This is a genomic window from Cryobacterium sp. TMT2-18-2 (genome assembly GCF_004402245.1).
Taxonomy (GTDB): domain Bacteria; phylum Actinomycetota; class Actinomycetes; order Actinomycetales; family Microbacteriaceae; genus Cryobacterium; species Cryobacterium sandaracinum.
In genome coordinates this window covers 21,341-45,593 of record NZ_SOFU01000005.1, presented here as the reverse complement: position 1 = coordinate 45,593, position 24,253 = coordinate 21,341, and the positions used below count along the sequence as shown (strand labels likewise).

Sequence of the window (24,253 nt, the reverse complement as noted above, 5' to 3'; positions counted from 1 at the left end):
GCCGGCGGCGCTCCCACCGCCGATCTAACGTCGGGGCATGCCCGAGCCGTTCGTCGCCGTCCCGTCGTATCGCAGGGCCGTGCCTGCCCGCCCTTCCGTCGACGCTCCCGACCGCCGCACGGATGCCCCGCCGCCCGGTGTGCCCAGCCCCGGTGTGCCCAGCCCCGGTGTGCCCAGCCCCGGTGTGCTCCCGGCGATCCGGCACCTCGACGTATCCGTGCTCGGCCCGCTCGCCGAGTTTGCCGCCGACGGCGAGGTCACCGATCTGTTCGTCAACGGCGTCGCCGGGCTGTGGGTGGACGCCGGCCACGGGCTGCTGCACGACCCGCAGTGGAGCAGCCCGGAACCGGCTGTGCCTGAACTGGCGGTGCGCCTGATCGCACTCGGTGGGCGACACATCGACGAGGCCAGCCCCTGCGTCGATGTGCGGCTGTCCGACGGCATCCGGGTGCATGCGGTGCTGCCGCCGGCGTCGAGCACGGGCACGCTGCTGTCCATCCGGTTGCCTCGTGCCGAGCGGCTGAGCCTGGCCGCGCTCGCCGCCGAGGGTCTGTTCGGGGTGGGGGAGGCATCCGTCGCCGTCGCCGACCGGCTGCGCGCGGCCGTGCACCGGCGCGAGAACCTGCTCATCACGGGAGCCGCCGGCAGCGGCAAGACCACCCTGCTCGCGGCGCTGCTGGGCGAGGCACCGCCTGGGGAGCGCATCGTGGCCATCGAGGACGTCGCCGAACTGCGCATCGACCACCCGCATGTCGTGGCGCTCGAAGCTCGGCAGCCGAACCTCGAGGGGGCCGGCCGGATCGGCCTGGAAAGTCTCCTTCGCGAGGCGTTACGGATGCGCCCCGACCGGCTGGTGCTCGGCGAATGCCGCGGTGCCGAGATCCGGGAGCTGCTGGCCGCGCTCAACACCGGCCACGACGGCGGCGCCGGCACCCTGCACGCGAACTCCCTGCACGACGTTCCGGCCCGACTCGAGGCCCTCGGCGCTCTCGCCGGACTGAGTCCGGAAGCGGTGGCCCGGCAGGCAGTGAGCGCGATCGGGTTGGTGCTGCACCTCGAGCGACGCGAGGGCCGCCGCCGGCTCGCCCCGCTCGGCCGGTTCGCGCTGGACGCCCGGGACCGCCTGCAGGTGATCGCCGCGTCCCCGGGGAACCGCTTGGCCCCGGGGGAGTCCGGCCCGCCCAGACCGGTCCGCACACACGGGCGGCGGGCCGCCGCGCCCGCCGACACTGGAGAGTCGGAATGAGAGTCGGCACGTGGCTCGGCGTGAGGCGACGGCAGGGTCCGGCCAGCCCGGCCATCGAGGAGGTGGCGCAGGTGACCCAACGCATCGCGGTTCTCCTCGCCGCCGGCGTCTCCCCGGCATCCGCGTGGGCCTACCTCGAACCCGTCGCTTCGCACCCCGTCGGCGAAAAGTCTCTGTCGCCGACACCGCCCTCATCGGGGGCGCAGATCATCCGGGCGGCGGCCGACGCCGGGCGCCGCGGCGACAACATCGCCGACGCCGTGGCCGCCGAGGCCCGCGCACTGGGCGGCCAGATCGGCACCGCCTGGCTGGGCCTCGCCGCGGCCTGGCAGGTGGCCACCCAGGCCGGAGCGCCGCTGGCCTCCTGCCTGCGGCAACTGGCGTCATCCTTCCGGGACCTCGGCCAGTTGCACGCCGACCTCGCCGTGGCGCTCGCCGGTCCGAGCGCCACGGCACGGATGGTCGCGTTCCTGCCGGTCGTCGGTGTGCTGTTCGGCAGTCTTCTCGGCTTCAACACGCTGCAGACGCTGTTCCTCACCGCACCCGGTTGGGCCTGCCTCGCCGGCGGCGGCGCCCTCATGGTGGCGGCGGACCGCTGGAACCGGTGGCTCGTGAACTCCGCCCGGGCACGGGACCCGACCCCCGGGCTCGAACTGGACCTCACCGCCATTGCCATGACCGGCGGCGGCTCCGTCGACCGCGCCCGAACCCTGGTCGACGCGGCGGCAGAGCGGTTCGCCCTGCACCGCACGGACTCGGCGGCCAGCATCGACCAGGTGCTCGCTCTGTCGGTGCGCGCCGGAGTTCCCGCCGCGGAGCTGTTGCGAAGCGAGGCCGACCAGCTGCGCCGGCAGGCCCGCAGCGACGGCCAGCACCGGGCCGCCACCCTCGCGGTCACGCTCATGATCCCGCTCGGGGTGTGCGTGCTGCCCGCATTCATGCTGATCGGAGTGCTGCCGCTGTTGATGACCGTCCTCTCGTCCACAGTGCTCGTTTTCTGAAGTTCTGCACCGAAGCGAGCGGCTGTCGGTGTTCCGCCGTCGCCCGCGCCAGTCTGAGACCACTCGTGCCGCCCACACACCGCGTCGCCCGATGCGAGAAGGAGACGAACGAATGCCCACCAACGAACCGACCACCGACCCCGGTCTCGGCCACGATTCTCTCCGCGGGGCGGCACCGGCACCCCGGCTTCCGCGCCCCGACCGGTTCCGGCTTACGCGCGGCCTGCACGCCGAGACGGGTGCAGCCACCGCCGAATACGCCGTCGCCACGATGGCGGCGGTCGGATTTGCCGGCCTGCTGATCGTCATCCTGCGCGGCGACGAGGTGCGTGGCATCCTGACCGATCTGGTGCGCAATGCGCTTTCCGTGGGGTAGCCGCCGGCCCGACGGGCACTCCGACGGGCACTCCAACGACGCCCCGAGCGCCCGAAGCCGCCCGCGGCGCCGCCCCGGCCCCAGGGACCGCCCCCGCGACCGCGGCAGCATCACCGCCGAGTTCGCGACGGTCGTCCCAGCCGTACTGCTCGTGCTCGCCTGCTGCCTGGGCGCCCTGCAGGTGATCGGCCAGCAGGTGCGCCTCACGGATGCCGCGGCCGACGCCGCCCGGTCCCTTTCCCGCGGCGACAGCGTCGACCGGGCCTCTGGGCTGGTGCAGCGGGCGGTGCGGGGTGCCTCGATGACCCCGGAGCGCCGGGGTGAGTTCGTCTGCGTAAACCTGCGCGCACCGAGCTCGTTCGGCGCTTTCGCGGCCTTCGGCCTTACGCTTCGGGCCGGGTCCTGCGCGCTCGGCGGTGGCCGGTGAGGCCCCGCCGGGGGAGGTCCCGGACGCTGACTTCCCGGGCTGTACGGCGGCGGCGGACCGTGACTCGCCGGGGTGTGCGGCGGCACTGGTCAGCACCCGAGCGCGGCTCGGGCACGGTGCTTGCTGTCGGGGTGCTGGGCGCGGTCATGCTCCTGACGGCGGTGCTGCTGCCGCTGTTCGCCGCGCTGGTGGTCGGCCAGGCGGTGCAGGGGGCAGCGGATGCCGCGGCGCTTGCCGCCGCCGACACCGCCTCGGGCGCCGTGGCCGGGGTTCCCTGCGCGGCGGCGGCCGAAGCCGCAAGGTTGAACGGGGCATCCGTCACCGTCTGCACGGTGGACGGGCTGATCGCATCGGTGACCGCGGTGCGCGGCTACCTCGGGTTCGAGCTGGGCGCGCAGGCACGGGCCGGGCCGCCCGATTCGCCCGTCGGCCCCGCCGGCTGACCTCGTCTCTGCCGGCGGGAGAGCGGCCGGCGGCTCAGTCGAAGAGGGCCTCGATGTAGCGATAGTCCACGGCGGTGGGTCGATCCGGGAATGTGCTGGAGTCGAATTCGAGGCCGGAGCCGCGCAAATAGAGGTAGCGCTTGCTGCCGTCGGCGGGGATCTCGATCCGCGGCCGGGGATCGCCGGATTCCAGGAACTGGGTGGTGACTGTCTTGCCTTGGAGGGGGCCGTCCGTGAGCTTCGCGGTGTACGTGCCCGTCGCTGAATTCGCCATGCTCCAATTGTCTCCGGCAGCGCAGGCCTGGCAACCCCCAATGGTCTCGCGCGGCGTGGTCGATTAGGCAGGCACCATATTGAAGTGTGTATGGTGTGCCATGGCCCACTTGGACCCGTACCTATAAAGAGGAGTCTGGTGCCAGGCACTAAGAAGCTGGTCATTGTCGAATCGCCGACGAAGATGAAATCGATCGCCGCGTACCTGGGCGACGGATACGAGGTCTTGTCCTCGGTCGGTCATATTCGCGACTTGATCGAGCCCAAGAACCTGCCACCCGAACTGAAAAAGGGTCCACTCGGCAAGTTCTCGGTCGACGTGGAAAACGGTTTCGAGCCGTACTACGTCGTGTCCGACGCGAAGAAGAAGACCGTGGCCGAACTCAAACGGGCCATGAAGAACGCCGACGAACTCCTGCTCGCAACTGATGAGGACCGCGAAGGCGAGGCCATCGCCTGGCACCTGTTGCAGGTCCTGCAGCCCAAGGTGCCGGTCAAGCGCATGGTCTTCCACGAAATCACCAAGGAAGCCATCCTGCAGGCGAAGGACAACACCCGCGACCTCGACACCGCCCTCGTCGACGCGCAGGAGACCCGGCGCATCCTCGACCGCATCTACGGCTACGAGATTTCCCCCGTGCTGTGGCGCAAGGTCGGCCCCGGCCTGTCCGCCGGCCGCGTGCAGTCCGCGGCCACCCGCCTCGTCGTCGAGCGCGAACGCGAGCGCCTCGCGTTCGTGTCGGCCGGCTACTGGGACCTGATCGCCCAGCTCGCTCCCGGCGCGTCCCGGACGGATTCCGCGTTCCAGTCGAAGCTCGTGCGCCTGGGCGGGGAGCGCATCGCCTCCGGCGGCGACTTCGACGACCTCGGCCGGCTGAAACCCAAGGTGACGGCGGTCACGCTCGACGAGGCATCCGCCCTCGCCCTGGCCACCGCCCTCAAGGAACCGTCGGTCGCCCTGACCGTGACGAAGGTGACCGCCAAGCCCTACCGTCGCAGCCCGGCCGCGCCCTTCACCACCTCGACCCTGCAGCAGGAGGCGGCCCGCAAGCTGCGCTTCACCGCCCGCCAGACCATGAGCGTGGCCCAGTCGCTCTACGAAAACGGGTACATCACCTATATGCGAACCGACTCGCCGTCGCTGTCGCAGCAGGCGATCACGGCCGCGCGCACCCAGGCGGCGGCGCTCTACGGCCCCGAAACGGTGCCCGACAAGCCTCGCCTGTACAAGGGCAAGAGCAAGAACGCCCAGGAGGCGCACGAGGCGATCCGTCCGTCCGGTGACACGTTCCGCACCCCTCCGTCGCTCGCCTCCACCCTGCGCGGCAACGACTTCAAGCTCTATGACCTGATCTGGAAGCGCACCGTCGCCTCGCAGATGGCGGACGCGACCGGCTCGACCGCGTCGGTGACCATCGCGGCCGGGCCGACCGGCACGTCCACGCACCCCGCGGCATCCGGGGTGCTCGCGGAATTCGCCGCCAGCGGCACCGTGATCACGTTCCGCGGCTTCATGCTGGCCTATGAGGAATCCCGTGACGAGGAGCGGAACGCACCCACCGACGCCACCGAGTCCAAACTGCCGCCGCTCGAAGAGGGCCAGAAGCTGACCCTGCTCGACGTGGAAGCCAAGGGCCACGAGACCACCCCGGCCGCCCGCTACACCGAGGCGAGCCTGGTGAAGAAGCTCGAGGAGCTCGGCATCGGCCGCCCCTCGACATACGCGTCGATCATCTCCACGATCACCGAGCGCGGCTACGTCACCCCCCGCGGCCAGTCGCTGGTGCCCAACTGGATCGCCTTCTCCGTCGTTCGCCTGCTCGAGGAGTACTTCTCCGACCTGGTCGAATACGACTTCACCGCCGAGATGGAAGACGACCTCGACCGCATCGCCGACGGCAAAGCCGACCGGGTGGACTGGCTGACCAGCTTCTACTTCGGTTCCGACAAGCACCGCGGCCTGCGGCAGGTCATCGACAACCTCGGCGAGATCGACGCGCGCTCGATCAACTCGATGCCCATCGGCGACGACATCACCCTGCGCATCGGCAAGTACGGTCCCTACCTCGAGGTCATCGACCCGGGCGCGGCACCGGATGCCCCGCCGCGCCGGGTGAACATCCCGCCGAACCTGGCCCCCGACGAGCTGACCCCGGCGAAAGCCCGCGAACTCATCGATGCGCCGGTCATCACCGACCGCGTGATCGGCGAGAACCCGGAGAACGGCAAGCGGATCGTGGCGAAGGACGGTCGGTTCGGCCCCTACGTCACCGAACTGGAGCCCGAGGTCGAGGTCGTTGAACCCGGCGAGACCATCGACCCGGTCACCGGCGAGGTGACCCTGCTGGCCGATTCGGCCGCCGCCGAAGCTGCCTCCACGACCAAAACGGCGGCCGCGGCCGCGAAGCCCAAGCGCAAGCCCCCGGCGAAGAAGGTCGCCGCGGTGAAACCGCGCACGGCTTCGTTGTTCAAGACCATGGACCTCGCCACGATCGACCTCGACACGGCCCTGCATTTGCTCGCCCTGCCGCGCGTGGTCGGCCTCGACCCGGAGACGGGCGCGGAGATCACGGCCCAGAACGGCAAGTTCGGCCCGTACCTCAAGAAGGGCGTGGACACCCGGTCACTGACCAGCGAGGACCAGATCTTCGAGATCGACCTGGCCGGTGCGGTCGACCTGTACGCCCAGCCCAAGTACGGCGCCCGGCGGGCGTCGAGCGCGCTCAAGGAGTTCGAGGCTCCCGACCCCGAAAGCGGCAAGGCGATCAAGGTCAAGGACGGCCGGTTCGGCGCCTACGTCACCGACGGCATCACCAACGCCACCATCCCGAAAGCCGAGACGGTGGAGGAGGTCGACTTCGACCGCGCCGTGCAGCTGCTCGCCGACAAGCGCGCCAAGGGCCCGGCCGTCAAGAAGGCGCCGGCGAAGAAGGCCCCGGCCAAGAAGACGGCGGTCAAGAAGGCCCCCGCGAAGAAGGCGGCGGCCAGGAAAGCCCCGGCTCGGAAGGCGGTCGTCACAAAGCCGACTCCGTCGGGTGCCACCACGACGGTGCGTGCTCAGCGCACCCCGGCTCAGAAGGCCGCGACGGCGGCCAAGGCCGCGGCGACCCGGGCGGCCACCGCGGCCGCGAAGGCCGCGACCCAGGCATCGTCGCTGTCGTGACCCGAGAAGTTCCGGAAGCCGCGACCGGTACCGCCGCTGCCGGGCTGTTCATCACCCTCGAGGGTGGTGACGGGTGCGGCAAGACGACCCAGTCGGAGCTTCTCACCGATTGGCTCCAGCAGTGCGGGCGCACCGTGCTGCGCACCCGCGAGCCCGGCGGAACGGATGTCGGCGGCGCCATCCGTGAGATCGTGCTGCACCACCGCGGCGAGATCGCACCGCGGGCCGAGGCGCTCCTCTACGCCGCCGACCGGGCCCAGCACATCGCGACCGCGGTGCGGCCGGCGCTCGCCCGCGGCGAAGTGGTGATCCAGGACCGCTACCTGGACTCATCCGTCGCCTACCAGGGTGCCGGACGGGTGCTCGACGCCACCGCGGTGCGTGATCTGTCGCTCTGGGCGGCGGAGGGACTGCTGCCCGCTCTGACCGTGCTGCTCGACCTCGACGAGACAGTGGCGCGCGGCCGACTCGACGCCGAGAACAAGCCCTTCGACCGGCTCGAGGCGGAGAAGAGCGACTTTCACCGCCGGGTGCGCGCCGCGTTCCTCGCCCTGGCCGACGCCGAGCCGGAGCGGATTCTGGTCGTGGACGCCGGGCGTCCGGTGGCCGAGATCGCCGCCGTCATCCGCGACCGGGTCGCCGCGCTGCTCTAGGGATGGTGTGAACGGATGTCCGAGGCCGCCGCTGCCCGGTGGCCCGCCGCTGCGGCGGCATCCGTTTCACGCGCGGGCTCGCCGCGCGCTGTGCGCTGTGCGCCGTGCGAATTCGACGGAGATTTTGGCCCTGGACCCTGTTTTCGGCCCCAAACCGGCCGTTTTCGGCAAAATCTCCGTCGAATTGGTTCGGCACCAGGCGCGGTGCTGCGCCGGCTGGACGGAATGCGCCGACTGGACGAGCTCTGCCGGGGGCGCAACCAGCGGACGGCGCCGGCTGGACGGGCTCTAAGCCCTCTGTCACCGACGAAAGGTACTCTGGTCCGATGACTGTGTGGGATGGCCTGACGGGTCAGGCGAGAGCGATCGCGATCTTCCGCGCGGCGGCCGAACGTCCGAGTGACGGAGACGCCGAGGGGCGCGCCGGATCGGCCATGACGCACGCCTGGCTGATCACCGGGCCGCCCGGCTCGGGCCGCTCCAACCTCGCGTTCGCCTTCGCGACCGCGCTGCTCAGCCCCGGCACCGAGGCCGGCGACGAGAGCGCCCGCCGCCTGGTCGACGCCCGGACGCATCCCGACCTGACCGTGCTCTCCACCGAGGGCGTCATCATCAAGATGGACTCGGTCAAAGAGGCCGTGAAGCGCTCGCAGTACTCGCCGTCGGTGGGCCGCTACCGGGTGGTCGTGGTCGAAGACGCCGATCGCATGGTCGAGCGCACCTCCAACGTTCTGCTCAAGGCTTTGGAAGAGCCGCCGGAGCGCACAGTGTGGATCCTCTGCGCTCCCAGCGAGGCCGACCTGCTGCCCACGATCCGGTCCCGCGTGCGATCGGTGCGCTTGCGGGTGCCGAGCATCGACGACGTCGCCGAGCTGCTCGTGGCCCGGGACGGTGTCGACCGGGCCACCGCCGAACGGGCCGCGCGGGAGGCGCAGAGCCACATCGGCATGGCCCGCCGCCTCGCGACGAACCCCGAGGCGCGAGCGCGACGCGAGGAGACCCTGCGGGCGGCCCTCGGCATCCGTGGGGTGTCGGCGGCGGTGAATGCGGCGGCCCGGCTGCTCGCCATCGCCGGTGACGACGCAAAGGCGATCACGCTCGAGCGCGACGCCGCTGAGCGCGAGGGCGTGTTGCGTTCCCTGGGCGTCGAGCCGGGACAGTCGGTCCCGCCCGGACTGCGCAGCCAGATCAAGGCCCTCGAAGACGACCAGAAGCGGAGGGCCACCCGCAGCCTCCGCGACGGGATCGACCGCATCCTGGTCGACCTCACGTCGCTGTACCGCGACGTGATCATGGTGCAGCTCGGCCGGGAGACCAGCGTCATCAACCGGGAACTCTTAGGGGAAGTGCGGGCGGCGGGAGCCGTCTGTGCGCCCGCCGCCACGCTGTTCACCCTGGACGCGATCGCCCAAGCCCGGCAACGGATCGAATCGAACGTGGCGCCGGCGCTGGCCCTCGAGGCCATGCTCGTATCGGCAATCCGCCGGTGACCGAGAACACGTCCCAGAAGGGGAATCCGTTGACCAGACGAACTCGCGTGCGCACCCTGTCGGTGCGTGCCAGGGCCACCGCCCTGGCACTGGTGCTCGCCATGGGCCTCAGCGGCTGCGTGCCGCTGTTCCTGCCGGAGCAGGCGCCGACCACCTCGGTCCCGACCGGGGAGAAGGTCGACGCCGACCTCGAACCGTTCTATAACCAGGTGCTGAAGTGGGCGGACTGCGACTCCGGCCTGCAGTGCACCACGGCTTCGGCGCCGCTCGACTGGGCCGACCCGGGCAGCGGCGAGACGGTCGACCTGGCGCTGGTGCGGCATCCGGCCACGGGCACCCGGGTGGGTTCCCTGCTGGTCAATCCCGGAGGCCCCGGCGGCTCCGGTTACGACTTCGTGAAGGATTCCCTCGACTACGCCACGGATGCGAAGCTGCAGGCCGGTTTCGACGTCGTCGGTTTCGACCCGCGCGGGGTGGGCCGCTCCTCGGCGGTGAGCTGTTACGAACCGGCGGAGATGGACGAGTACCTCTACGGCCTGCCCGCCGCGGTGCGGGGGAGCGACGCCTGGATCCAGGAGCTGTCGACGGCCGCCGTCGACTTCGGGGCCGCCTGCCAGGAGAACACCGGCCCCCTGCTCGCACACGTCGACAGCCTCAGCGCAGCCCGCGACCTCGACCTGCTGCGCGCCGCGCTCGGTGACGAGAAGCTCAACTTCCTCGGCTACTCCTACGGCACCTTCCTCGGTGCGACCTACGCGGACCTCTACCCCGAGCGGGTCGGACGCCTCGCCCTCGACGGCGCCCTCGACCCGTCCACCAGCAACGCCGATGTGACCCGGGTGCAGGCCACCGGGTTCGAGAATGCGCTGCGCTCCTACCTGGCCGACTGCCTGGCCGGCGAGGAGTGCCCCTTCGACGGCACCGTCGACGAGGCCATGACTATCATCGGATCCCTGCTCGCCTCGGTCGACGTCAGCCCGATCACGGCCACCGACGGCCGTCGACTCGGCGCGAACACGCTGCTCACCGCCATCATCTACCCGCTCTACCAAGCCACCGCGTGGCCGAACCTGAGCGAGATGTTCGCGAGCGTTCTGCAGGGCGACGCCGACATGGCCTTCCAGTTCGCGGACGGCTACAACGGCCGGTCCGCCGACGGCACCTACCGCGACAACGCGACCGAGGCCTTTCTGGCCATCAACTGCGTGGACTACAGCTACAACGACGATCCCGCCTCGATGCGCGCGCAGGCCGCCGAGATCGAACAGGCCGCCCCGACGATCGGCAAGTACATGGCGTTCGGCGACATCGGCTGCGCCAACTGGCCCTATCAGTTTGACGGGGAGCGGTCCGAGATCGCCGCCGAGGGGGCCGACCCGATCCTGGTCATCGGCACCACCAACGACCCGGCCACACCCTATGTCTGGGCCGAGAACCTGTCGGAGCAGCTCGCCAGCGGACACCTCGTCACCTTCACCGGCGAGGGGCACACCGCCTACAACAAATCGAACGACTGTGTGAACTCGGCCGTCGACGACTACCTGCTGAAGGGCACGGTTCCGGCCGAAGACCCGATGTGCTGAGCATCCGCCTGGCTGCAGATTTGCGCGCTGTGTAAGAATTGAGGCATGTCGCTGCACCACGAGGAACCGGGCCTACGCGAACGTAAGCGGCTCGCAACGCGACGCGCCATCCAGCGCGCCGTGTTGACGCTCTCCTGCGATCGGGGGCTCGAGAAGGTGACTGTCGAGGACATCAGCCGGCTCGCCGACGTGTCGCCGCGCACCTTCTTCAACTACTTCCCCTCGAAGGATGCCGCGCTGGTCGGCGACGAACTCGATCTCGCGTCCGAAGAGCAGATCGAGGCCTTCGTGCACGGCGGCCCCGAGGGGGACATCCTGGCCCAGCTGGCCGCGCTGCTCTCGGTCAGCCTCAGGAACACCGAGGGTGACCGGGAGATCCACCAGCTGCGGCGTCAGGTCATGAAGGAGAATCCCTACCTGTTCGGGATGCGGATGGCCACCCTGCGCAACTTCGAGGGTCGACTGCAGGAGATCGTCACCCGGCGCTTCGTCGTCGACCACCCCGAGCTCGGCGCCGGGTCGGCGCAGCTTGAGCAGCGTGCGCTCCTGTTCACCCTGGTGGCCGTGGCCGCGCTCCGCCACGCCTGGCGGTGCTGGGCCGACTCCGACGCGGCCCGCCCCCTGGCCGCGCACGTCGCGGCATCCTTCGCGGACCTGTACGAGATGACCCTGAAGACCAGCTAAGCTTTGTTGCTGTGTCCGAGATTTTCCGAGAGGAATAATCGTGACGCCGCCTTAGCTCAGTCGGTAGAGCGTCTCACTCGTAATGAGAAGGTCATCAGTTCGATTCTGATAGGCGGCTCCATCTCAACGCAGGCAGCCGTGGCTTTGCTCGCGCCGCGCACACCCCCGCACGCTCGCGGCGCGGCTCATCGAGCTGATGCCGCCCTACTGAGCCCGCAACCTGCGGCTGACTGGGCCGACCGGGGCATCCGTCGTCACGTATACGCGGAGATCCGGAGTTGCCGTGCCGTCCCCACGGATGTCCGGGGCCGGGGCGCCGGGTCGTGACGTGCTCGACCGCCGGCCGCACGCGATCGCTAGGCTGATCCCATGACCGACACAACCCGCACCGACGCGATCCGCTGGGGAATCCTGGCCACGGGCGGCATCGCCCACGCATTCACCAACGACCTGGTTCTGAACGGTTTCCACGTGCAGGCGGTCGGTTCCCGCTCGCAGGCGTCGGCGGATGCCTTCGCAGCCGAGTTCGGCATTCCCACGGCTCATCCGAGCTACGAGGCCCTGGCCGCGGACCCGAATGTCGACATCATCTACATTTCGACCCCGCATCCGTTTCACGCCGAGAACGCCAAGCTCGCCCTGAATGCCGGCAAGCATGTTCTGATCGAGAAGCCGATCACTTTGAACGGCGCCGAGGCCCGCGAGATCGTCGACCTCGCCGCGACCCTGGGGCTGCTGGTGCTCGAGGGAATGTGGACCCGGTTCCTGCCGCACATGGTGCGCATCCGCGAGATCCTCGCCGAGGGCACCCTGGGCGACGTGCGCACCCTGATCGCCGATCACACCCAGGACCTGCCGGATGACCCGGCGCACCGGCTGAACGCCATGCACCTGGGCGGCGGGGCGCTCCTCGACCTCGGCATCTACCCGCTCACCTTCGCGTCCGAACTGTTCGGACGCCCCGAGACGATCCTCGCGACCGCCACCTTCAAGGCCACCGGCGCCGACGCGCAGATCGCCACGACCTTCCGCTACGCGGGCGGGCAGATCGCCCAAACCCTGTCGGCCAGCAACACCACCGGCCCGAACACGGCCACCATCCTCGGCACGCTGGGCCGCATCGACATCGACCGGGTCTGGTACGCGCCCACGGACTTCCGGGTGCTCAACAGCGCCAACGAGGTCATCGAGACCTTCACCGCCGAGATCAACGGGCGCGGCATGCACTACCAGGCGGCCGAAGCGGAGCACCTGATCCGGGCCGGCAAGATCTCGAGCGACATCCTGCCGGTCGAGGAAGTGGTGGCGATCATGGAGACGCTCGACCTGGTGCGCGCGCAAATCGGCCTGCGGTACCCCGGGGAGTAAGCGGGAGTCCGTGCGCTGTGCTCCGGTCGATAATCTGACCAGTAGAGCGGGAGGGGGCAATGGCGCTGCGTGGATCCCGTGGTGGTGTCACGAACCGGCCTCACCGCCCCCCATACGTGGCCGTTGCGGCTCCTCGGCACCCTGGTCGCGTGCTCCGTCGTCGCACCGCTCGAGGTCGTTCCACGCGCCGGATGACGCCACCCCCCGTTCTGGGGTGGTCTTACTCGGTGGCGCTGGTCCGTCTGCCCATGACGGCTCGGCTAGCGTGGACGCAACGGGAGCGGGGGATCCGATGCACGCCAACGCGCACGCGGATCGAATCGATGACCGCTCCCTTCGCCATGCGCGGCTCGGCCGCTGGATCCTGTGGCTGATGTGGGTGCTGCTGATCGGTTACGCGATCGGCCTGTTCGCCTCCTTCGGCCCGGTTTTCACCGGCTCCTTGTCGCTAATCACTGCGGGGCTCCCGGCCCTGCTCTGCTGGGCAGCCGCGCTCTGCGCGGAGCGCGGCCGCACGCAGCTGATTCTGGTGTCGGCCGCGATGACGGCCTTTACCCTCGGCAGCACCTATTACCTGCTCGCGGGCGCGGCGACCCTCTCGTTTCCGTCTCCGGCCGACATCGGTTACACGCTTTTCTATCCGCTGATTCTGGCCGGACTCGCTGTCCTGGTCCACCGTCAGCGTGGTGAAATACCCCGGTCGGTCCTGGTGGACGGAGCCATCGGGTCGCTTGGCGCGGCATCCGTGCTGGCCGTGTTGCTCAGCCCGGTGATTGCATCCGCGGGTGTCTGGCCGCCCTCCCCGGCCGCCCTGGTGTCCGCCAGCTACCCTCTGCTCGATCTGTTGCTCGTGTCGGTCATCACGGGGATTGCCGCCGCCCGCGGACTCGACGTGGGCCGACGGTGGGCCCTGCTGGTGCTCGGACTCCTGATCTTCGCGGCAACCGACGCCGTCTACGCCTTCCAGGTTTCCGCCGGAACGTACACCTTCGGGGAGCCGTTGGATGCGGGCTGGGCGCTCGGCCTCACCCTCATTGCGGTCTGGGCGTGGGACCTGGCTCGGCCCGGTGTCACCGCCCGGCGCCCCCTGAGCGGCGTGTGGACCCTCGCGGTGCCCGGGGCAGCCACGATCGCCGGGATGGCGGTGCTCGTCCTCGGCACGCAGGTGAAGATCTCCACAGGCGCCGTGCTCCTCGCAGGCGTGACCCTGGTGCTCGGGACCGTGCGCACCCAGCTCGCCTCCCGGCAGATCGGGCGGATGGCCGACCTTCACCGCCAGGCGAGCACCGACGACCTGACCGGGCTGCCGAACCGGCGCGCCCTCTACGCCGAGGCATCCGCTCACCTCGCGCCCGGGGACGGCCGCCGGAGCGCCCTGCTGCTCCTGGATATCGACCGGTTCAAGGAAGTGAACGACAGTCTCGGCCACGACGTCGGCGATCTGCTGCTGGTGCAGGCCGGATCGCGCCTGTTCGATCAGCGACGACCGGGCGATCTTCTCGCCCGGCTCGGCGGCGACGAGTTCGCGCTTTTGATCCAGGACGCCGGCCACGACGAGGCCGTGGCGGCGGCCGTGCGGCTGCGGGCGGTCCTGGCCCGGCCGTTCACGCTGGAGGGCATCGCGATCGAGTCCAACGTCAGCATCGGCATCGCCCTATTCCCCGACCAGGGTGACACCCTCAAGGTGCTGCTGCGCAAGGCCGACATGGCCATGTACAAGGCCAAGTCCTCCCGCAGCGGGCACCACGTCTTCGTCTGCTCCGACGACGATCACGGCGACTCCAGGCTGCGGATGATGGAAGACCTGCGCGGCGCCCTCGCCACGGACGAACTCGTGCTGCACTACCAGCCCAAGATCGAGCTGGCCACCGGGCACGTGCACGGTGTGGAGGCGCTGGTGCGCTGGCAGCACCCGAGCCGGGGTCTGCTGCCTCCCGACCTGTTCCTGACCCTGGCCGAAGACGTCGGGCTCATGCGCGACCTGACCCGGATCGTGCTGGGAAAGGCGCTCGACCAGGCCGCGGTCTGGCGTGCGCAGGGAACACCGCTGACCGTTGCGGTCAACATGTCTCCCAGCACCCTGATCGAGTCCGATCTGCCCGCACGCATCGCCGCCATGATCCAGGTGCGGGGGTTGTCGGCCGCCGACCTGATGTTGGAGATCACCGAAGAGTTCCTGATGGAAGACCGGGCCAGGGCCAGGGACATCCTGATCCGTCTGCGAGAGAGCGGCATCCGCATTGCCGTGGATGATTTCGGCACCGGCTACAGCTCCCTCGCCTACCTCCGGGACCTGCCGATCGACGAGCTCAAACTCGACAAGTCCTTCGTGTTCCCGATGGCCGACGACGCCAGGGCCGCGGCCCTGGTGGCCTCGATCATCGCGCTCGCGCACAGTCTCGGCGTGCGCATGGTGGCGGAGGGCGTCGAGGACGCCGTCGCCTACGCCGAGCTGACCCGGTACGGCTGTGACGAGGCCCAGGGCTTCCACATGTCCCGGCCGCTTCCCGCCGCGGAACTGGATGCCTGGCTCGCCGCCCGGCACGCGCCGGGGGCCACGCGCTAGCGAAGCACAGGGTGACTCACACGCCCGGCGGGTAGGGTTCACGGGTGGAAGAACCGAAGCCTCGCAAACGCCTCGCGGCCGTTCTCGTCGCCGTGGCGCTGCTGCTGGGCGCCGGTGCCGTTTTGATCGGGGCGTCGACCCGGGCCCCGGATGCCGCGGCCACCGCCTCCATCGCCGCGGCGAACACCGGTGCGAGCGTGAACGTGCCGGCCGCGGAACCCGTTTCGGAGCGCCCCGTGCCGGCCACCGCCTCCGATGCCAGAAACCTGCGTACGTGTTCGGTCTCAGCGCTGGCCGCCGACCCCCGGCTGGCTGAATTCCAGGCCCAGGTCGTCAACGCCAGCACCGGCGAGGTGCTCTTCGACCGCGGCGGCGATACCTCCTCACGCACGGCGAGCGTGCTCAAGGTGCTGACCAGCGCCGCCGCCCTTGAGGTGCTCGGACCGGACTACCGGGCCACGACCACCGTCGTCACCGGCAGCACGCCGGGGTCTGTCGTTCTGGTCGGCGGGGGAGACCTCACCCTCACGCGCCTGCCCACCGGCACGGAATCCGTCTACCCCGGCGCAGCCCACGTCGATGAGCTCGCCCGCCAGACCCTCGCCGCCTGGCAGGCGAACCCGGAGAACCCGCCGATCACCTCCCTCGTGCTGGACGCCTCGTTCTTCGGCGGGCCCGGCTGGGAACCGAGCTGGGATGAACTGGAACGCAACGCCGGTTCCATGCCCGACGTGACCGCCCTGCAGGTCGACGGTGACCGCGACGACCCCTCACGTCAGAGTTCTTCACGCAGCTCCGACCCCGTCGGGCGCGCCGGCGCGGCCTTCGCCGCCGCGCTCGGCGGCGGCGTGAGCGTCAGCGTCGGCACCGCGCCGGCCGGGGCCGAACAGCTCGCCGCCGCCCGGTCCCAGCCCGTGTCCGTGCTGATCGGGCAGTCGCTGATCGTGTCGGACAACACCCTCGCAGAGATGCTCGCCCGGCTCGTCGCGGTGGAGTCCGGGGCCGGCAACACCTTCGGCGCCCTGCAGGAGTCCGTCGTCACGGCGCTCGACGCCTATGGCATCGACACGACCGGCATCATCATCCGGGACGGTTCGGGCCTCAGCGACGACAACGCCGTACCGCCGTCGTATCTCACCCGGCTGTTCGTCAAGATCAACGCCCGCGACGGCGACCTCGGCGTCATCTTCGATGGCCTACCGATCGCCGGTGGACCCACCGGATCGCTCTCCTACAGCGACCGGTTCACGGGCGACAACGCCGTCGCCGACGGCTCCGTCTTCGCCAAGACGGGCTGGATCGACACCGGCTACACGCTCTCCGGCATTATCCGGGCGGCCGATGGCACGCCGCTCACCTTCGCCGTTTACGCGCTCGGGGATGTGAGCGATAATGCGAAGCAGGCGCTCGACACCATCACCGCCGGGTTCTTCCGTTGCGGCGACAACCTGTCAAACTCCTGACTACAACCGGCGACAGAAGGAGCAATCCGTGACCAGGGCCCTGCTTATCATCGACGTTCAGAACGATTTCACCGAGGGCGGGGCCCTCGCCGTCGAGGGTGGGTCTGCGGTGGCCGCGGGTGTCAGCGCGCTGCTGGCGGAACATCCGGATGCCTATGACGTGATCTTCGCCTCCCGCGACTGGCACGACCCCGACAGCGACAACGGCGGCCACTTCGCCCGGGCCGGCGAGCCCGACTCCACGGACTCCTGGCCCGTGCACTGCGTGGCGGGCACCCCCGGCGCCGAGTACCACCCCTCGCTGCTGTTGCCGGACACGACCATCCACATTCGCAAGGGGCAGGGCCAAGCGGGCTACTCCATTTTCGACGGCATCTCGGAGGACGGCGAGAAGACGGGCGAGCTGCTCATCGCGAACGGGGTGACCGACATCGACATCGTCGGCCTCGCCACCGACCACTGTGTGCGCGCGTCGGGCCTGGACGCGCGGGGCCATGGCCAGCATGTGCGGGTACTGACCGACCTCGTCGCCGGCGTCGCCCCGGACACGAGTGACGCGGCCCTGGGCGAGCTGGCCTATGCCGGTGCCGTGCTCGTCACCTCCGACGTGGTCGTCTGAGCGTGGGGGTGACCGACCGGGCGAGTCCGACGCCGTCGGGGCCGGCCGCGGCGGGCTCTGCTCCGGCGGTTTCTGCTTTGGCGGGCTCTGCAGGCGGGGCGCTGTTCGCGCGGCGCCTCGACGGCGTGCGGATCGCCTACGACGTCGTGCCCGGCGAGCGCCCGATCCTGCTCGTGCACGGGTTTGCGTCGACATCGCAGGTCACCTGGGTCGGCACCGGCTGGGTGCGAGCCCTGCAGGACGCCGGGCGCGGCGTGATCACCCTCGACCTCCGCGGTCACGGACGCAGCGACAAGCCGCACCGCAGCATCGACTACCTGCCCCGGCAACTCGCCGCCGACCTCGTGGTCGTGCTCGACGCCCTCGGCCTGGAGCAGGTCGACGTGGTCGCCTATTCGATGGGCTCGCGTGTGGCGGCGGCGCTCGCGCGGCTGGCGCCGTCCCGGGTGCGCCGACTGGTGCTCGGCGGAGCCGGGCCGGACGAACTGTTCGAGACGTGGCATCCGGATGCCGTGCGCCGGTTCGTGACCGACGGCACCGTCTCCGCCGACCCGTCGATCGCGGCGATACTGGGTGCCGCAATCACCGCCGGCGCCGACCGCGAGGCCCTCGTGGCCTGTGTCGGCGGGGTGGCCGGCTCCTCGCTGGACGTGCCGGCCGAAATCCCCGTGCTCTACGTCGCCGGCGGCGCAGACTCCATCCCCGCCGGGGTCGCCGAACTCGCCCGCGCGCGTGGTGCCGACTACCTCGAGCTGGCGGGCCGGGACCACGTGAACACGCTCACCTCCCGCGAGTTCAAGCGCGCCGCACTGCAGTTCCTGGCCTGAGCGCCCCGAGTCCGGGCTGTGGCGGAGCGCGTGGGGGCTGCCCGAACCGCACAAGAGATGCTGCGCATCCGGCTGGCGCTGCTGGGCAACCGGCCGGCGTTGGGGCTAACTCAGGAGATCCGTCCGGGCCGGCCCGGACATCCGCGCTGGTTCCGCACTGGTCCGGGGCGGCCGGGCCACCGGGCGACGGATGTCCTGAGTTGGCCACACGCGCGAGCTCGGCTCGACCTGGCCCTGTCCCTGACGAATTCGACGGAGATTCTGCCCATAACCGCGTCCAACACTCCGAAAACCCGCTCATATCGCAAAATCTCCGTCGAATTGGTTCGGAGCCGGCGGGGGAGTGAGCCCCGGCGCCTCCCCTAGGCTGGGGGTGTGCGGGCCTCGCTGCCGAGGCCGCCGAATGCCGACCGGGGGACCGTCATGACAACCGACATCCAGGATGCGATGGGTTCGGTTTCGACAGGTTCGACCACCGGATCCGGCTCGTTCACCGGCGCCCGGGGCAGGAAGTACTGGCTGGCGCCGGCCGCCGCGATCTTCGCCGTCGCCTGGGGCGGCAACGAATTCACCCCACTGCTGGTGATGTACCGACAGGCGGACGGGTTCTCCAACCAGCTGGCGAACCTGCTGCTCGGGGCCTACGTACTCGGCATCATCCCGGCGCTACTGATCGCCGGCCCGCTGTCGGACCGGTTCGGCCGCCGACCGCTGATGCTGCCCGCGCCCTGGGTCGCGATCGCGGGGAGCGTGCTGCTGGCCCTGTCCGCGGGCAATGTGCCCATGCTGCTGGCCGGCCGCATCCTCTCCGGCGTCGCCCTCGGCCTGGCCATGGCCGTGGGCACCAGCTGGGTGAAGGAACTCTCCGCGAGACCGTTCGACTTCGGGGCCGACCGTTCCTCGGGGGCACGACGGGCGACCATCGCGCTGTCCCTCGGTTTCGCACTCGGCGCGGCGAGCTCCGGAGCGCTGGCCCAGTGGGCGCCGTTCCCCGGCGTGCTGCCGTACGCGGCGCACACCGTCATCGCCGTGCTCTTCGGCCTTCTCCTGTTCGGCACCCCGGAGTCCCAGGGACGGGGCATCGCGGCCGGGGCCCTGCCGGCCGTCCACCCGGCCATCTCCCCGTACCCGCGGTTCCTGCTCCTGATCGTGCCGGTGGCGCCGTGGGTCTTCGGAACGGCCACGACCGCCTACGCCATCCTGCCGGCGCTCGCCGCGACCGAGATCCCGTCCGCGCCGGTGGCGTTCGCGGCCCTGCTCTGCGTGGTGGCTCTCGTCGCGGGAGCGTCGCTGCAGCTCTTCAGCCACCGCATCACCGCCGGGCACAATGCCCGAGGCATCATGTTCGCGCTGATGCTGACCGTCGGGTCGCTGCTGCTCGCATCCGTCGCCGTGAGCCCACCCGTGCTCTGGCTGATTTTGCCGGCGGCGGCCCTGCTCGGCGCCGCGTACGGCCTGCTGATGGTGTCGGGGCTGCAGGAGGTGCAGCGGATCGCGCCGCCCGACCACCTCGCCCGGCTGACCGCGATCTACTACGGCATCACCTACCTGGGGTTCTTCGTGCCGTTGGCGCTGTCCCTGCTCGAGCCGTGGCTCGGCTACCCGGCGATGTTCGCGGGCGGGGCCGCGTTCTCGGCCGTGTCGCTGGTGGTGGTGATGCTGGTCTTCCGCCGGGACATCTCCCTGCATCGCGCCGCGGCGAGCCGATGAAATCGCGCGCGACCTGCAGCCCGCAAAAAAGTTTTACAGAGATTTCCATGCATGTGCATCCGTTTGGGGACGTGCGAGAGAAGTAGGGGTTAGAGAGGTTTCAAGAATCTCTTCAGAGTGACCCACTCACAGACCCATTACGCAGGAGGAAACGATGCACAAGTCCCTCAAGATCGGAATGACGGCCAGCGCTCTCGGTGCTCTCGTCGCCCTCGGCGGCCTCGCTCCGGCACAGGCAGCCGAAGACGTCGCGAAGCTGTCCGTGTTCCACGGAGTTCCCGGCCTCACCGTCGACGTCTACGTGAACGACAAGCTAACCCTGGACGACTTCAAGCCCGGCGACCTCGCCGGTCCACTCGACCTCGCACCCGGCACCTACAAGGTGGCCATCACCGCGTCGGACGCAGCGGATGCCAGCGCACCTGCCATCGGCCCGGTCGACCTCCCGCTCGAAGCCGGCAAGAACTACACCGCCGCCGCGCACCTCGACGAGGCCGGCAAGCCCACGGCGTCACTGTTCACCAACGACATCTCGCAGCTCGCCGCCGGAGAGGGCCGCCTGACGGTTCGCCACGTGGCAGCAGCCCCCGCGGTCGATGTTCTCGCCAACGGAGCCGTTGCGATCACCGCCCTGGTGAACCCGAAGGAATCCGTGCTCACGTTGCCGGCCGGCACCATCTCGGCCGCCGTCGCCGCTACCGGAACGACTGACCCGGTGATCGGCCCGGCAGACGTCAACGTCGCAGAGGGCACGAACACGATCGTCTACGCGTGGGGCAGCCTGACCGACAAGAACCTGGCCCTGGCCGTTCAGACCATCGACGGGCTTCACTCCAACCCGGACAGCATCCCCGCCGGTGAGGCCGGTCTCGTCGCCACCAACCAGGCGGACGACTCCACGGGGCTCATGGTCGGTGGCTTCGCCGCCGCGCTGATGGGTCTGGTCGCCGCCGCCGTCGTCGGTGTGCGTCGCCTGTCCGCGGCTCGCCGCTAGTCACTCCAGTCAGAAAGGGAGATCCACAATGAGAGCCACAGCGGGCAATTTCACAGTGCTCGCTGTGGCTCTCGCCCTGCTCACGGGCTGCAGCAGCGCCCCGAGCACATCATCGCCCACGGCCTACGTTCCCCCGACGAACGCAGCGCCGACTCCGACGCCGTCGGCCCCGCTGCCCGTCGCCGAGGTCGACGTGCCGACCGTCAGTTCCTCGCTGGATCAGAACCAGACCCCGCAGGCCCGGCCGCCCCAGACCATCCGAGTCGACTCCCTCGGAATCGACATGGCAATCGAGTCCGTCGGTCTGGACGACGACGGGGCGATGGAGCTGCCAAAAGACCCCTCGCTCGCCGCCTGGTATCGCTTTGGACCGTCACCGGCCAGCACCACCGGCGCGACCGTGATCGCCGCCCACGTCGACTCCCTGATTTACGACATCGGACCGTTCGCCCAGCTCGCCTCGGCGCGTGCGGGCACCGAGATCGTGGTGACCACCGACGACGGTCAGGAGCGCCGCTATTCCGTGGAATCCGTTCAAACCGTGGCCAAACAGGATGTGCCCTGGGACTCGATCTTCGACCGGTCCGGTCCCAACCGGCTCACCCTTGTGACCTGCGGCGGCGAATTCGACTACGACGCCCGCACCTATCTGTCCAACGTAATCGTCTCGGCGAGTCCAATCGCATGACCCAGGCACCATGACGCAGAGGGGTGGCTATGCTGGTCATCACGGTGGTCGAGGCTTGCTCTCCGGCGGAGTCTGACATGTACGACCTCCCGATGCGCTCACCAACCGGGGGACACCGATACGACGTGACGGCACTCACCGACGAAGATGACCACGCCCAGCTCGTTCTCGCGTTTCGAGCGGGAGACGAACGTGCGCTCGCCGAGGCCTACGCCCGCTGGTCATCCTTCGTCTACACGATCGCCGTTCGTTCGCTCGGCGATCCCGGCGAAGCCGAAGACGTCACCCAGAAGGTCTTCATCGCCGCCTGGCGCGGGCGGGACGGATTTGATGCGTCGCGGTCGCCTCTGCCGTCCTGGCTCGTCGGGATCACCCGGCACACCGTTGCGGATGCCCACGAGGCCCGCTCACGACGGCGGCGGGTCGAGGAGGCTGTCCTCGTTGACACCGCGCTCAGCCAGACCGACGAATCCGCCGACATCGCGGATCGTGTGCTGATGAGCGACGAACTTCGCCGGCTCGGACCCGTTCCGCAGCAGGTGATGCAGCTGGCCTTCTACGACGATCTCACGCACACCCAAATCGCCGATAACCTCGGATTGCCGCTCGGCACCGTTAAGAGTCACATCCGCCGAAGTCTTTCGAGACTGCGCACCAGATTGGAGGCGAACGATGACACACATTGACCGGGAAAACCTTGCTCTCATTGCAATGACGGAGTTCGACCTCACCGAACCCGAACGCCAGCACCTGTCGGAATGCCCCGAGTGCTCACTGGAACTCATCGCCCTGCAGAACACCGCCCATGTCGGCCGGTCCGCGCGCAGCGTGCAACTCGTGGAGCCCGGCGATCGAGTCTGGGCCGGCATCCACGCCGCCCTCGGCCTGTCCGACGCCGTGGCCGCCACCCCCGGGCGCAGCGACTACGAGGCAGCGGACCAGCCCCCTGCAGCGGACCAGCCCCCTGCAGCGGACCAGCCCCCTGCAGCGGTCGAGCCTGTCCAGACCCCTGCACCGGTGGCCGAGTCTGTCGAGACCCCGTCCGCCACGGTCACCGACATCGGCTCCGCCCTGCGCCCCCTCCCACGACGCCGCAACTGGGTGCCGATGGCCGTGGCCGCCGGCATCGCCGGGCTGCTCGGCGGCCTCGGCGGCGGCATCTGGTGGCAGTCCACACAGCAGCAGGAACCCGCGCCGGTGCTACTCGCCGAGGCCCAGCTGGACCCGTACCCCGGCTGGGACGCCGCCGGCAGCGCCTACGTCGCGAAGACGGCCGACGGCCACCGGGAGGTCGTGCTCGACGTCACCGGGGTGGGCACCGACACCGATCTGCGCGAGGTGTGGCTGATCAAGGCGGATGCGTCCGGGCTGATCAGCATCGGACTGCTCGACGGTGAGTCCGGGCGCTTCGCTATCCCCGACGGCGTCGACCTGTCGCAGTACCCGTTGGTCGACGTCTCCGCGGAACCCGACGACGGCGACCCGCAGCACTCCGGCGACTCGATCCTGCGCGGGGAACTGCGCACGGCCTGACACCACCCGCACGTGAGTGTCAGAGCGTATTGCCGAGCTTGAAGCCGTGCTCCACGTCGTTCTTGCGGGTGTACGAGAACCCGTCGGCACCGACCGTGACGGCCATCTCGCTGGACTCGGTGCGGGCGATGACCGGCTGGGGGTTGCCGTCCAGGTCGAGCACCAGGGAGGCATCCGTGTACCAGCTCGGCACGACCGCGTTGCCCCACCAGTCGCGGCGCTGGTTGTCGTGCACGTCCCAGGTGACGACGGGGTTGTCGGGGTCGCCGGTGTAGTAGTCCTGGGTGTAGATCTCGACCCGGTGGCCGTCGGGGTCGCGCAGGTAGAGGTAGAACGCGTTCGAGACGCCGTGGCGGCCGGGGCCGCGCTCGATGACGTCCGACATTCGCAGGGCGCCGAGCTTGTCGCAGATGTAGATGATGTTGTGCTTCTCGTGTGTGGAGAAGGCGATGTGGTGCATCCGCGGGCCGTCCCCGCCGGTCAGGGCGGTGTCGTGCACGGTGTCCTTGCGGCGCATCCAGGCCGCGTAGGTGACGCCGTCTTCGTCCTGGATGTCTTCGGTGACGCGGAAGCCGAGGTCCTCGAGGTAGCCGCGGCCGAGGCCCACGTCGGGGGTGACCTGGTTGAAGTGGTCCAGGCGCACGAGGGCGCCGGGACCCTGCAGGTCGTAGCGCCAGGCCAGGCGTTCGACGTGGTCGACCGAGTAGAAGAACTCGTAGGGGAAGCCGAGCGGGTCCTCGACGCGCACGGAGTCACCGACACCCTTCACGAACCCGTTGATGCGGCGTTCGGTGCGGCAGCCGAGCTCCTGATACCAGGCCTCGGCCAAACCCACGTCTTCGGGGGCGCGCACCCGGAAGGCCATCGCGGCGACCGCGGCGACCGGGCCCTGGCGCAGCACCAGGTTGTGGTGGATGAACTCCTCGAAGCTGCGCAGGTAGATCTCGGTGTCGCTCTCCTCGGTCACGACGAGGCCGAGCACGTCGACGTAGAATGCACGCGAGCGGGCCAGGTCGGTGACGACGATGTCCATGTAGGCGCAGCGCAGGATGTCCGGCGGGGTCGCGGTCGGCGTGGGGATGGGGGTGGTGGTCATGGAATCCTCCTCATTGAGATGTCGCGGTGGTCGAGCGTGTCGGTGGTCGA

The 24,253-nt window shown here is 69.8% G+C and carries 22 protein-coding genes and 1 tRNA gene; 21 read left to right on the top strand and 2 right to left on the bottom strand.

Annotation, left to right across the window (positions count from 1 at the left end):
- Positions 1-37 precede the first annotated feature (37 nt).
- From E3O22_RS00860 to E3O22_RS00840, 5 genes are all read left to right on the top strand, one after another.
- Positions 38-1,246 (top strand): TadA family conjugal transfer-associated ATPase, encoded by a 1,209-nt coding sequence (locus E3O22_RS00860; protein WP_134395655.1) that lies wholly within the window; start codon positions 38-40, stop codon positions 1,244-1,246.
- Positions 1,243-2,247, top strand: a complete 1,005-nt coding sequence (locus E3O22_RS00855) for a type II secretion system F family protein (RefSeq protein ID WP_134395654.1) — start codon at positions 1,243-1,245, stop codon at positions 2,245-2,247. The genes E3O22_RS00860 and E3O22_RS00855 overlap by 4 nt, the downstream gene beginning before the upstream one ends.
- 112 nt (positions 2,248-2,359) lie before the next feature.
- On the top strand, positions 2,360-2,623 hold the full coding sequence (locus E3O22_RS16660) for a DUF4244 domain-containing protein (RefSeq protein WP_134395653.1): 264 nt from the start codon (positions 2,360-2,362) through the stop codon (positions 2,621-2,623).
- On the top strand, positions 2,604-3,050 hold the full coding sequence (locus E3O22_RS00845) for a TadE family protein (RefSeq protein ID WP_134395652.1): 447 nt from the start codon (positions 2,604-2,606) through the stop codon (positions 3,048-3,050). Before E3O22_RS16660 ends, E3O22_RS00845 begins: the two co-directional genes overlap by 20 nt.
- A gap of 59 nt (positions 3,051-3,109) precedes the next feature.
- A complete protein-coding gene (locus tag E3O22_RS00840; RefSeq protein WP_241973528.1) occupies positions 3,110-3,493 on the top strand; it encodes an Rv3654c family TadE-like protein in 384 nt (127 codons plus the stop codon).
- Positions 3,494-3,527: 34 nt separating this feature from the next.
- Here E3O22_RS00840 and E3O22_RS00835 read toward each other — a convergent pair whose 3' ends face one another.
- Complete coding sequence (locus E3O22_RS00835; protein ID WP_134395651.1) at positions 3,528-3,767, bottom strand: hypothetical protein; 240 nt, start codon at positions 3,765-3,767, stop codon at positions 3,528-3,530.
- A gap of 138 nt (positions 3,768-3,905) precedes the next feature.
- On the opposite strand from E3O22_RS00835, the gene topA reads away from it, so the two are divergent.
- From topA to E3O22_RS00755, 16 genes are all read left to right on the top strand, one after another.
- Complete coding sequence (gene topA / locus E3O22_RS00830) at positions 3,906-6,929, top strand: type I DNA topoisomerase (protein WP_134395650.1); 3,024 nt, start codon at positions 3,906-3,908, stop codon at positions 6,927-6,929.
- On the top strand, positions 6,926-7,582 hold the full coding sequence (gene tmk, locus E3O22_RS00825) for a dTMP kinase (protein ID WP_134395649.1): 657 nt from the start codon (positions 6,926-6,928) through the stop codon (positions 7,580-7,582). Before topA ends, tmk begins: the two co-directional genes overlap by 4 nt.
- A gap of 326 nt (positions 7,583-7,908) precedes the next feature.
- Positions 7,909-9,072, top strand: a complete 1,164-nt coding sequence (locus E3O22_RS00820) for a DNA polymerase III subunit delta' (protein ID WP_134395648.1) — start codon at positions 7,909-7,911, stop codon at positions 9,070-9,072.
- A 101-nt stretch (positions 9,073-9,173) separates the two neighbouring features.
- On the top strand, positions 9,174-10,655 hold the full coding sequence (locus E3O22_RS00815) for an alpha/beta hydrolase (RefSeq protein ID WP_134395710.1): 1,482 nt from the start codon (positions 9,174-9,176) through the stop codon (positions 10,653-10,655).
- Positions 10,656-10,700: 45 nt separating this feature from the next.
- Positions 10,701-11,339, top strand: a complete 639-nt coding sequence (locus E3O22_RS00810) for a TetR/AcrR family transcriptional regulator (protein WP_134395647.1) — start codon at positions 10,701-10,703, stop codon at positions 11,337-11,339.
- 45 nt (positions 11,340-11,384) lie between these two features.
- A tRNA-Thr gene (locus tag E3O22_RS00805) sits at positions 11,385-11,460 on the top strand.
- A gap of 248 nt (positions 11,461-11,708) precedes the next feature.
- The gene (locus E3O22_RS00800) at positions 11,709-12,707 is read left to right on the top strand and encodes a Gfo/Idh/MocA family protein (protein ID WP_134395646.1); all 999 of its coding nucleotides are present in this window, start codon (positions 11,709-11,711) and stop codon (positions 12,705-12,707) included.
- Positions 12,708-12,972: 265 nt separating this feature from the next.
- Positions 12,973-15,273 (top strand): bifunctional diguanylate cyclase/phosphodiesterase, encoded by a 2,301-nt coding sequence (locus E3O22_RS00795; protein ID WP_134395645.1) that lies wholly within the window; start codon positions 12,973-12,975, stop codon positions 15,271-15,273.
- 44 nt (positions 15,274-15,317) lie between these two features.
- Positions 15,318-16,736 carry a D-alanyl-D-alanine carboxypeptidase/D-alanyl-D-alanine-endopeptidase gene (locus E3O22_RS00790; RefSeq protein ID WP_241976461.1) on the top strand — a complete coding sequence of 473 codons (1,419 nt, stop codon included), beginning with the start codon at positions 15,318-15,320 and terminating at the stop codon, positions 16,734-16,736.
- A gap of 28 nt (positions 16,737-16,764) precedes the next feature.
- On the top strand, positions 16,765-17,355 hold the full coding sequence (locus tag E3O22_RS00785) for an isochorismatase family protein (RefSeq protein ID WP_134395644.1): 591 nt from the start codon (positions 16,765-16,767) through the stop codon (positions 17,353-17,355).
- A 77-nt stretch (positions 17,356-17,432) separates the two neighbouring features.
- Positions 17,433-18,182: an alpha/beta fold hydrolase gene (locus E3O22_RS00780; RefSeq protein ID WP_241976460.1), complete on the top strand. Its 750-nt coding sequence runs from the start codon at positions 17,433-17,435 to the stop codon at positions 18,180-18,182.
- 423 nt (positions 18,183-18,605) lie between these two features.
- A complete protein-coding gene (locus E3O22_RS00775) occupies positions 18,606-19,892 on the top strand; it encodes an MFS transporter (protein ID WP_198410545.1) in 1,287 nt (428 codons plus the stop codon).
- Between the two features lie 154 nt (positions 19,893-20,046).
- Positions 20,047-20,886, top strand: a complete 840-nt coding sequence (locus E3O22_RS00770) for a DUF4397 domain-containing protein (RefSeq protein ID WP_134395643.1) — start codon at positions 20,047-20,049, stop codon at positions 20,884-20,886.
- 28 nt (positions 20,887-20,914) lie between these two features.
- Entirely contained in the window at positions 20,915-21,574 is a 660-nt protein-coding gene (locus E3O22_RS00765; protein ID WP_134395642.1) for a class F sortase, read from the top strand.
- 29 nt (positions 21,575-21,603) lie between these two features.
- Positions 21,604-22,260 carry an RNA polymerase sigma factor gene (locus E3O22_RS00760; protein ID WP_241976459.1) on the top strand — a complete coding sequence of 219 codons (657 nt, stop codon included), beginning with the start codon at positions 21,604-21,606 and terminating at the stop codon, positions 22,258-22,260.
- A complete protein-coding gene (locus tag E3O22_RS00755; protein WP_134395641.1) occupies positions 22,247-23,107 on the top strand; it encodes an anti-sigma factor domain-containing protein in 861 nt (286 codons plus the stop codon). Before E3O22_RS00760 ends, E3O22_RS00755 begins: the two co-directional genes overlap by 14 nt.
- Before the next feature lie 19 nt (positions 23,108-23,126).
- Here E3O22_RS00755 and hpaD read toward each other — a convergent pair whose 3' ends face one another.
- Positions 23,127-24,203 carry a 3,4-dihydroxyphenylacetate 2,3-dioxygenase gene (hpaD, locus tag E3O22_RS00750; protein WP_134395640.1) on the bottom strand — a complete coding sequence of 359 codons (1,077 nt, stop codon included), beginning with the start codon at positions 24,201-24,203 and terminating at the stop codon, positions 23,127-23,129.
- Positions 24,204-24,253: the final 50 nt, after the last annotated feature.

Coding starts and splice junctions, on each gene's coding strand:
- E3O22_RS00860 (WP_134395655.1), top strand. CDS start 38: ATGCCCGAGCCGTTCGTCGCCGTCCCGTCGTATCGCAGGGCCGTGCCT.
- E3O22_RS00855 (WP_134395654.1), top strand. CDS start 1,243: ATGAGAGTCGGCACGTGGCTCGGCGTGAGGCGACGGCAGGGTCCGGCC.
- E3O22_RS16660 (WP_134395653.1), top strand. CDS start 2,360: ATGCCCACCAACGAACCGACCACCGACCCCGGTCTCGGCCACGATTCT.
- E3O22_RS00845 (WP_134395652.1), top strand. CDS start 2,604: ATGCGCTTTCCGTGGGGTAGCCGCCGGCCCGACGGGCACTCCGACGGG.
- E3O22_RS00835 (WP_134395651.1), bottom strand. CDS start 3,767: ATGGCGAATTCAGCGACGGGCACGTACACCGCGAAGCTCACGGACGGC.
- E3O22_RS00820 (WP_134395648.1), top strand. CDS start 7,909: ATGACTGTGTGGGATGGCCTGACGGGTCAGGCGAGAGCGATCGCGATC.
- E3O22_RS00815 (WP_134395710.1), top strand. CDS start 9,174: ATGGGCCTCAGCGGCTGCGTGCCGCTGTTCCTGCCGGAGCAGGCGCCG.
- E3O22_RS00810 (WP_134395647.1), top strand. CDS start 10,701: ATGTCGCTGCACCACGAGGAACCGGGCCTACGCGAACGTAAGCGGCTC.
- E3O22_RS00800 (WP_134395646.1), top strand. CDS start 11,709: ATGACCGACACAACCCGCACCGACGCGATCCGCTGGGGAATCCTGGCC.
- E3O22_RS00775 (WP_198410545.1), top strand. CDS start 18,606: ATGACAACCGACATCCAGGATGCGATGGGTTCGGTTTCGACAGGTTCG.
- E3O22_RS00770 (WP_134395643.1), top strand. CDS start 20,047: ATGCACAAGTCCCTCAAGATCGGAATGACGGCCAGCGCTCTCGGTGCT.
- E3O22_RS00765 (WP_134395642.1), top strand. CDS start 20,915: ATGAGAGCCACAGCGGGCAATTTCACAGTGCTCGCTGTGGCTCTCGCC.
- E3O22_RS00760 (WP_241976459.1), top strand. CDS start 21,604: ATGCTGGTCATCACGGTGGTCGAGGCTTGCTCTCCGGCGGAGTCTGAC.
- E3O22_RS00755 (WP_134395641.1), top strand. CDS start 22,247: ATGACACACATTGACCGGGAAAACCTTGCTCTCATTGCAATGACGGAG.
- hpaD (WP_134395640.1), bottom strand. CDS start 24,203: ATGACCACCACCCCCATCCCCACGCCGACCGCGACCCCGCCGGACATC.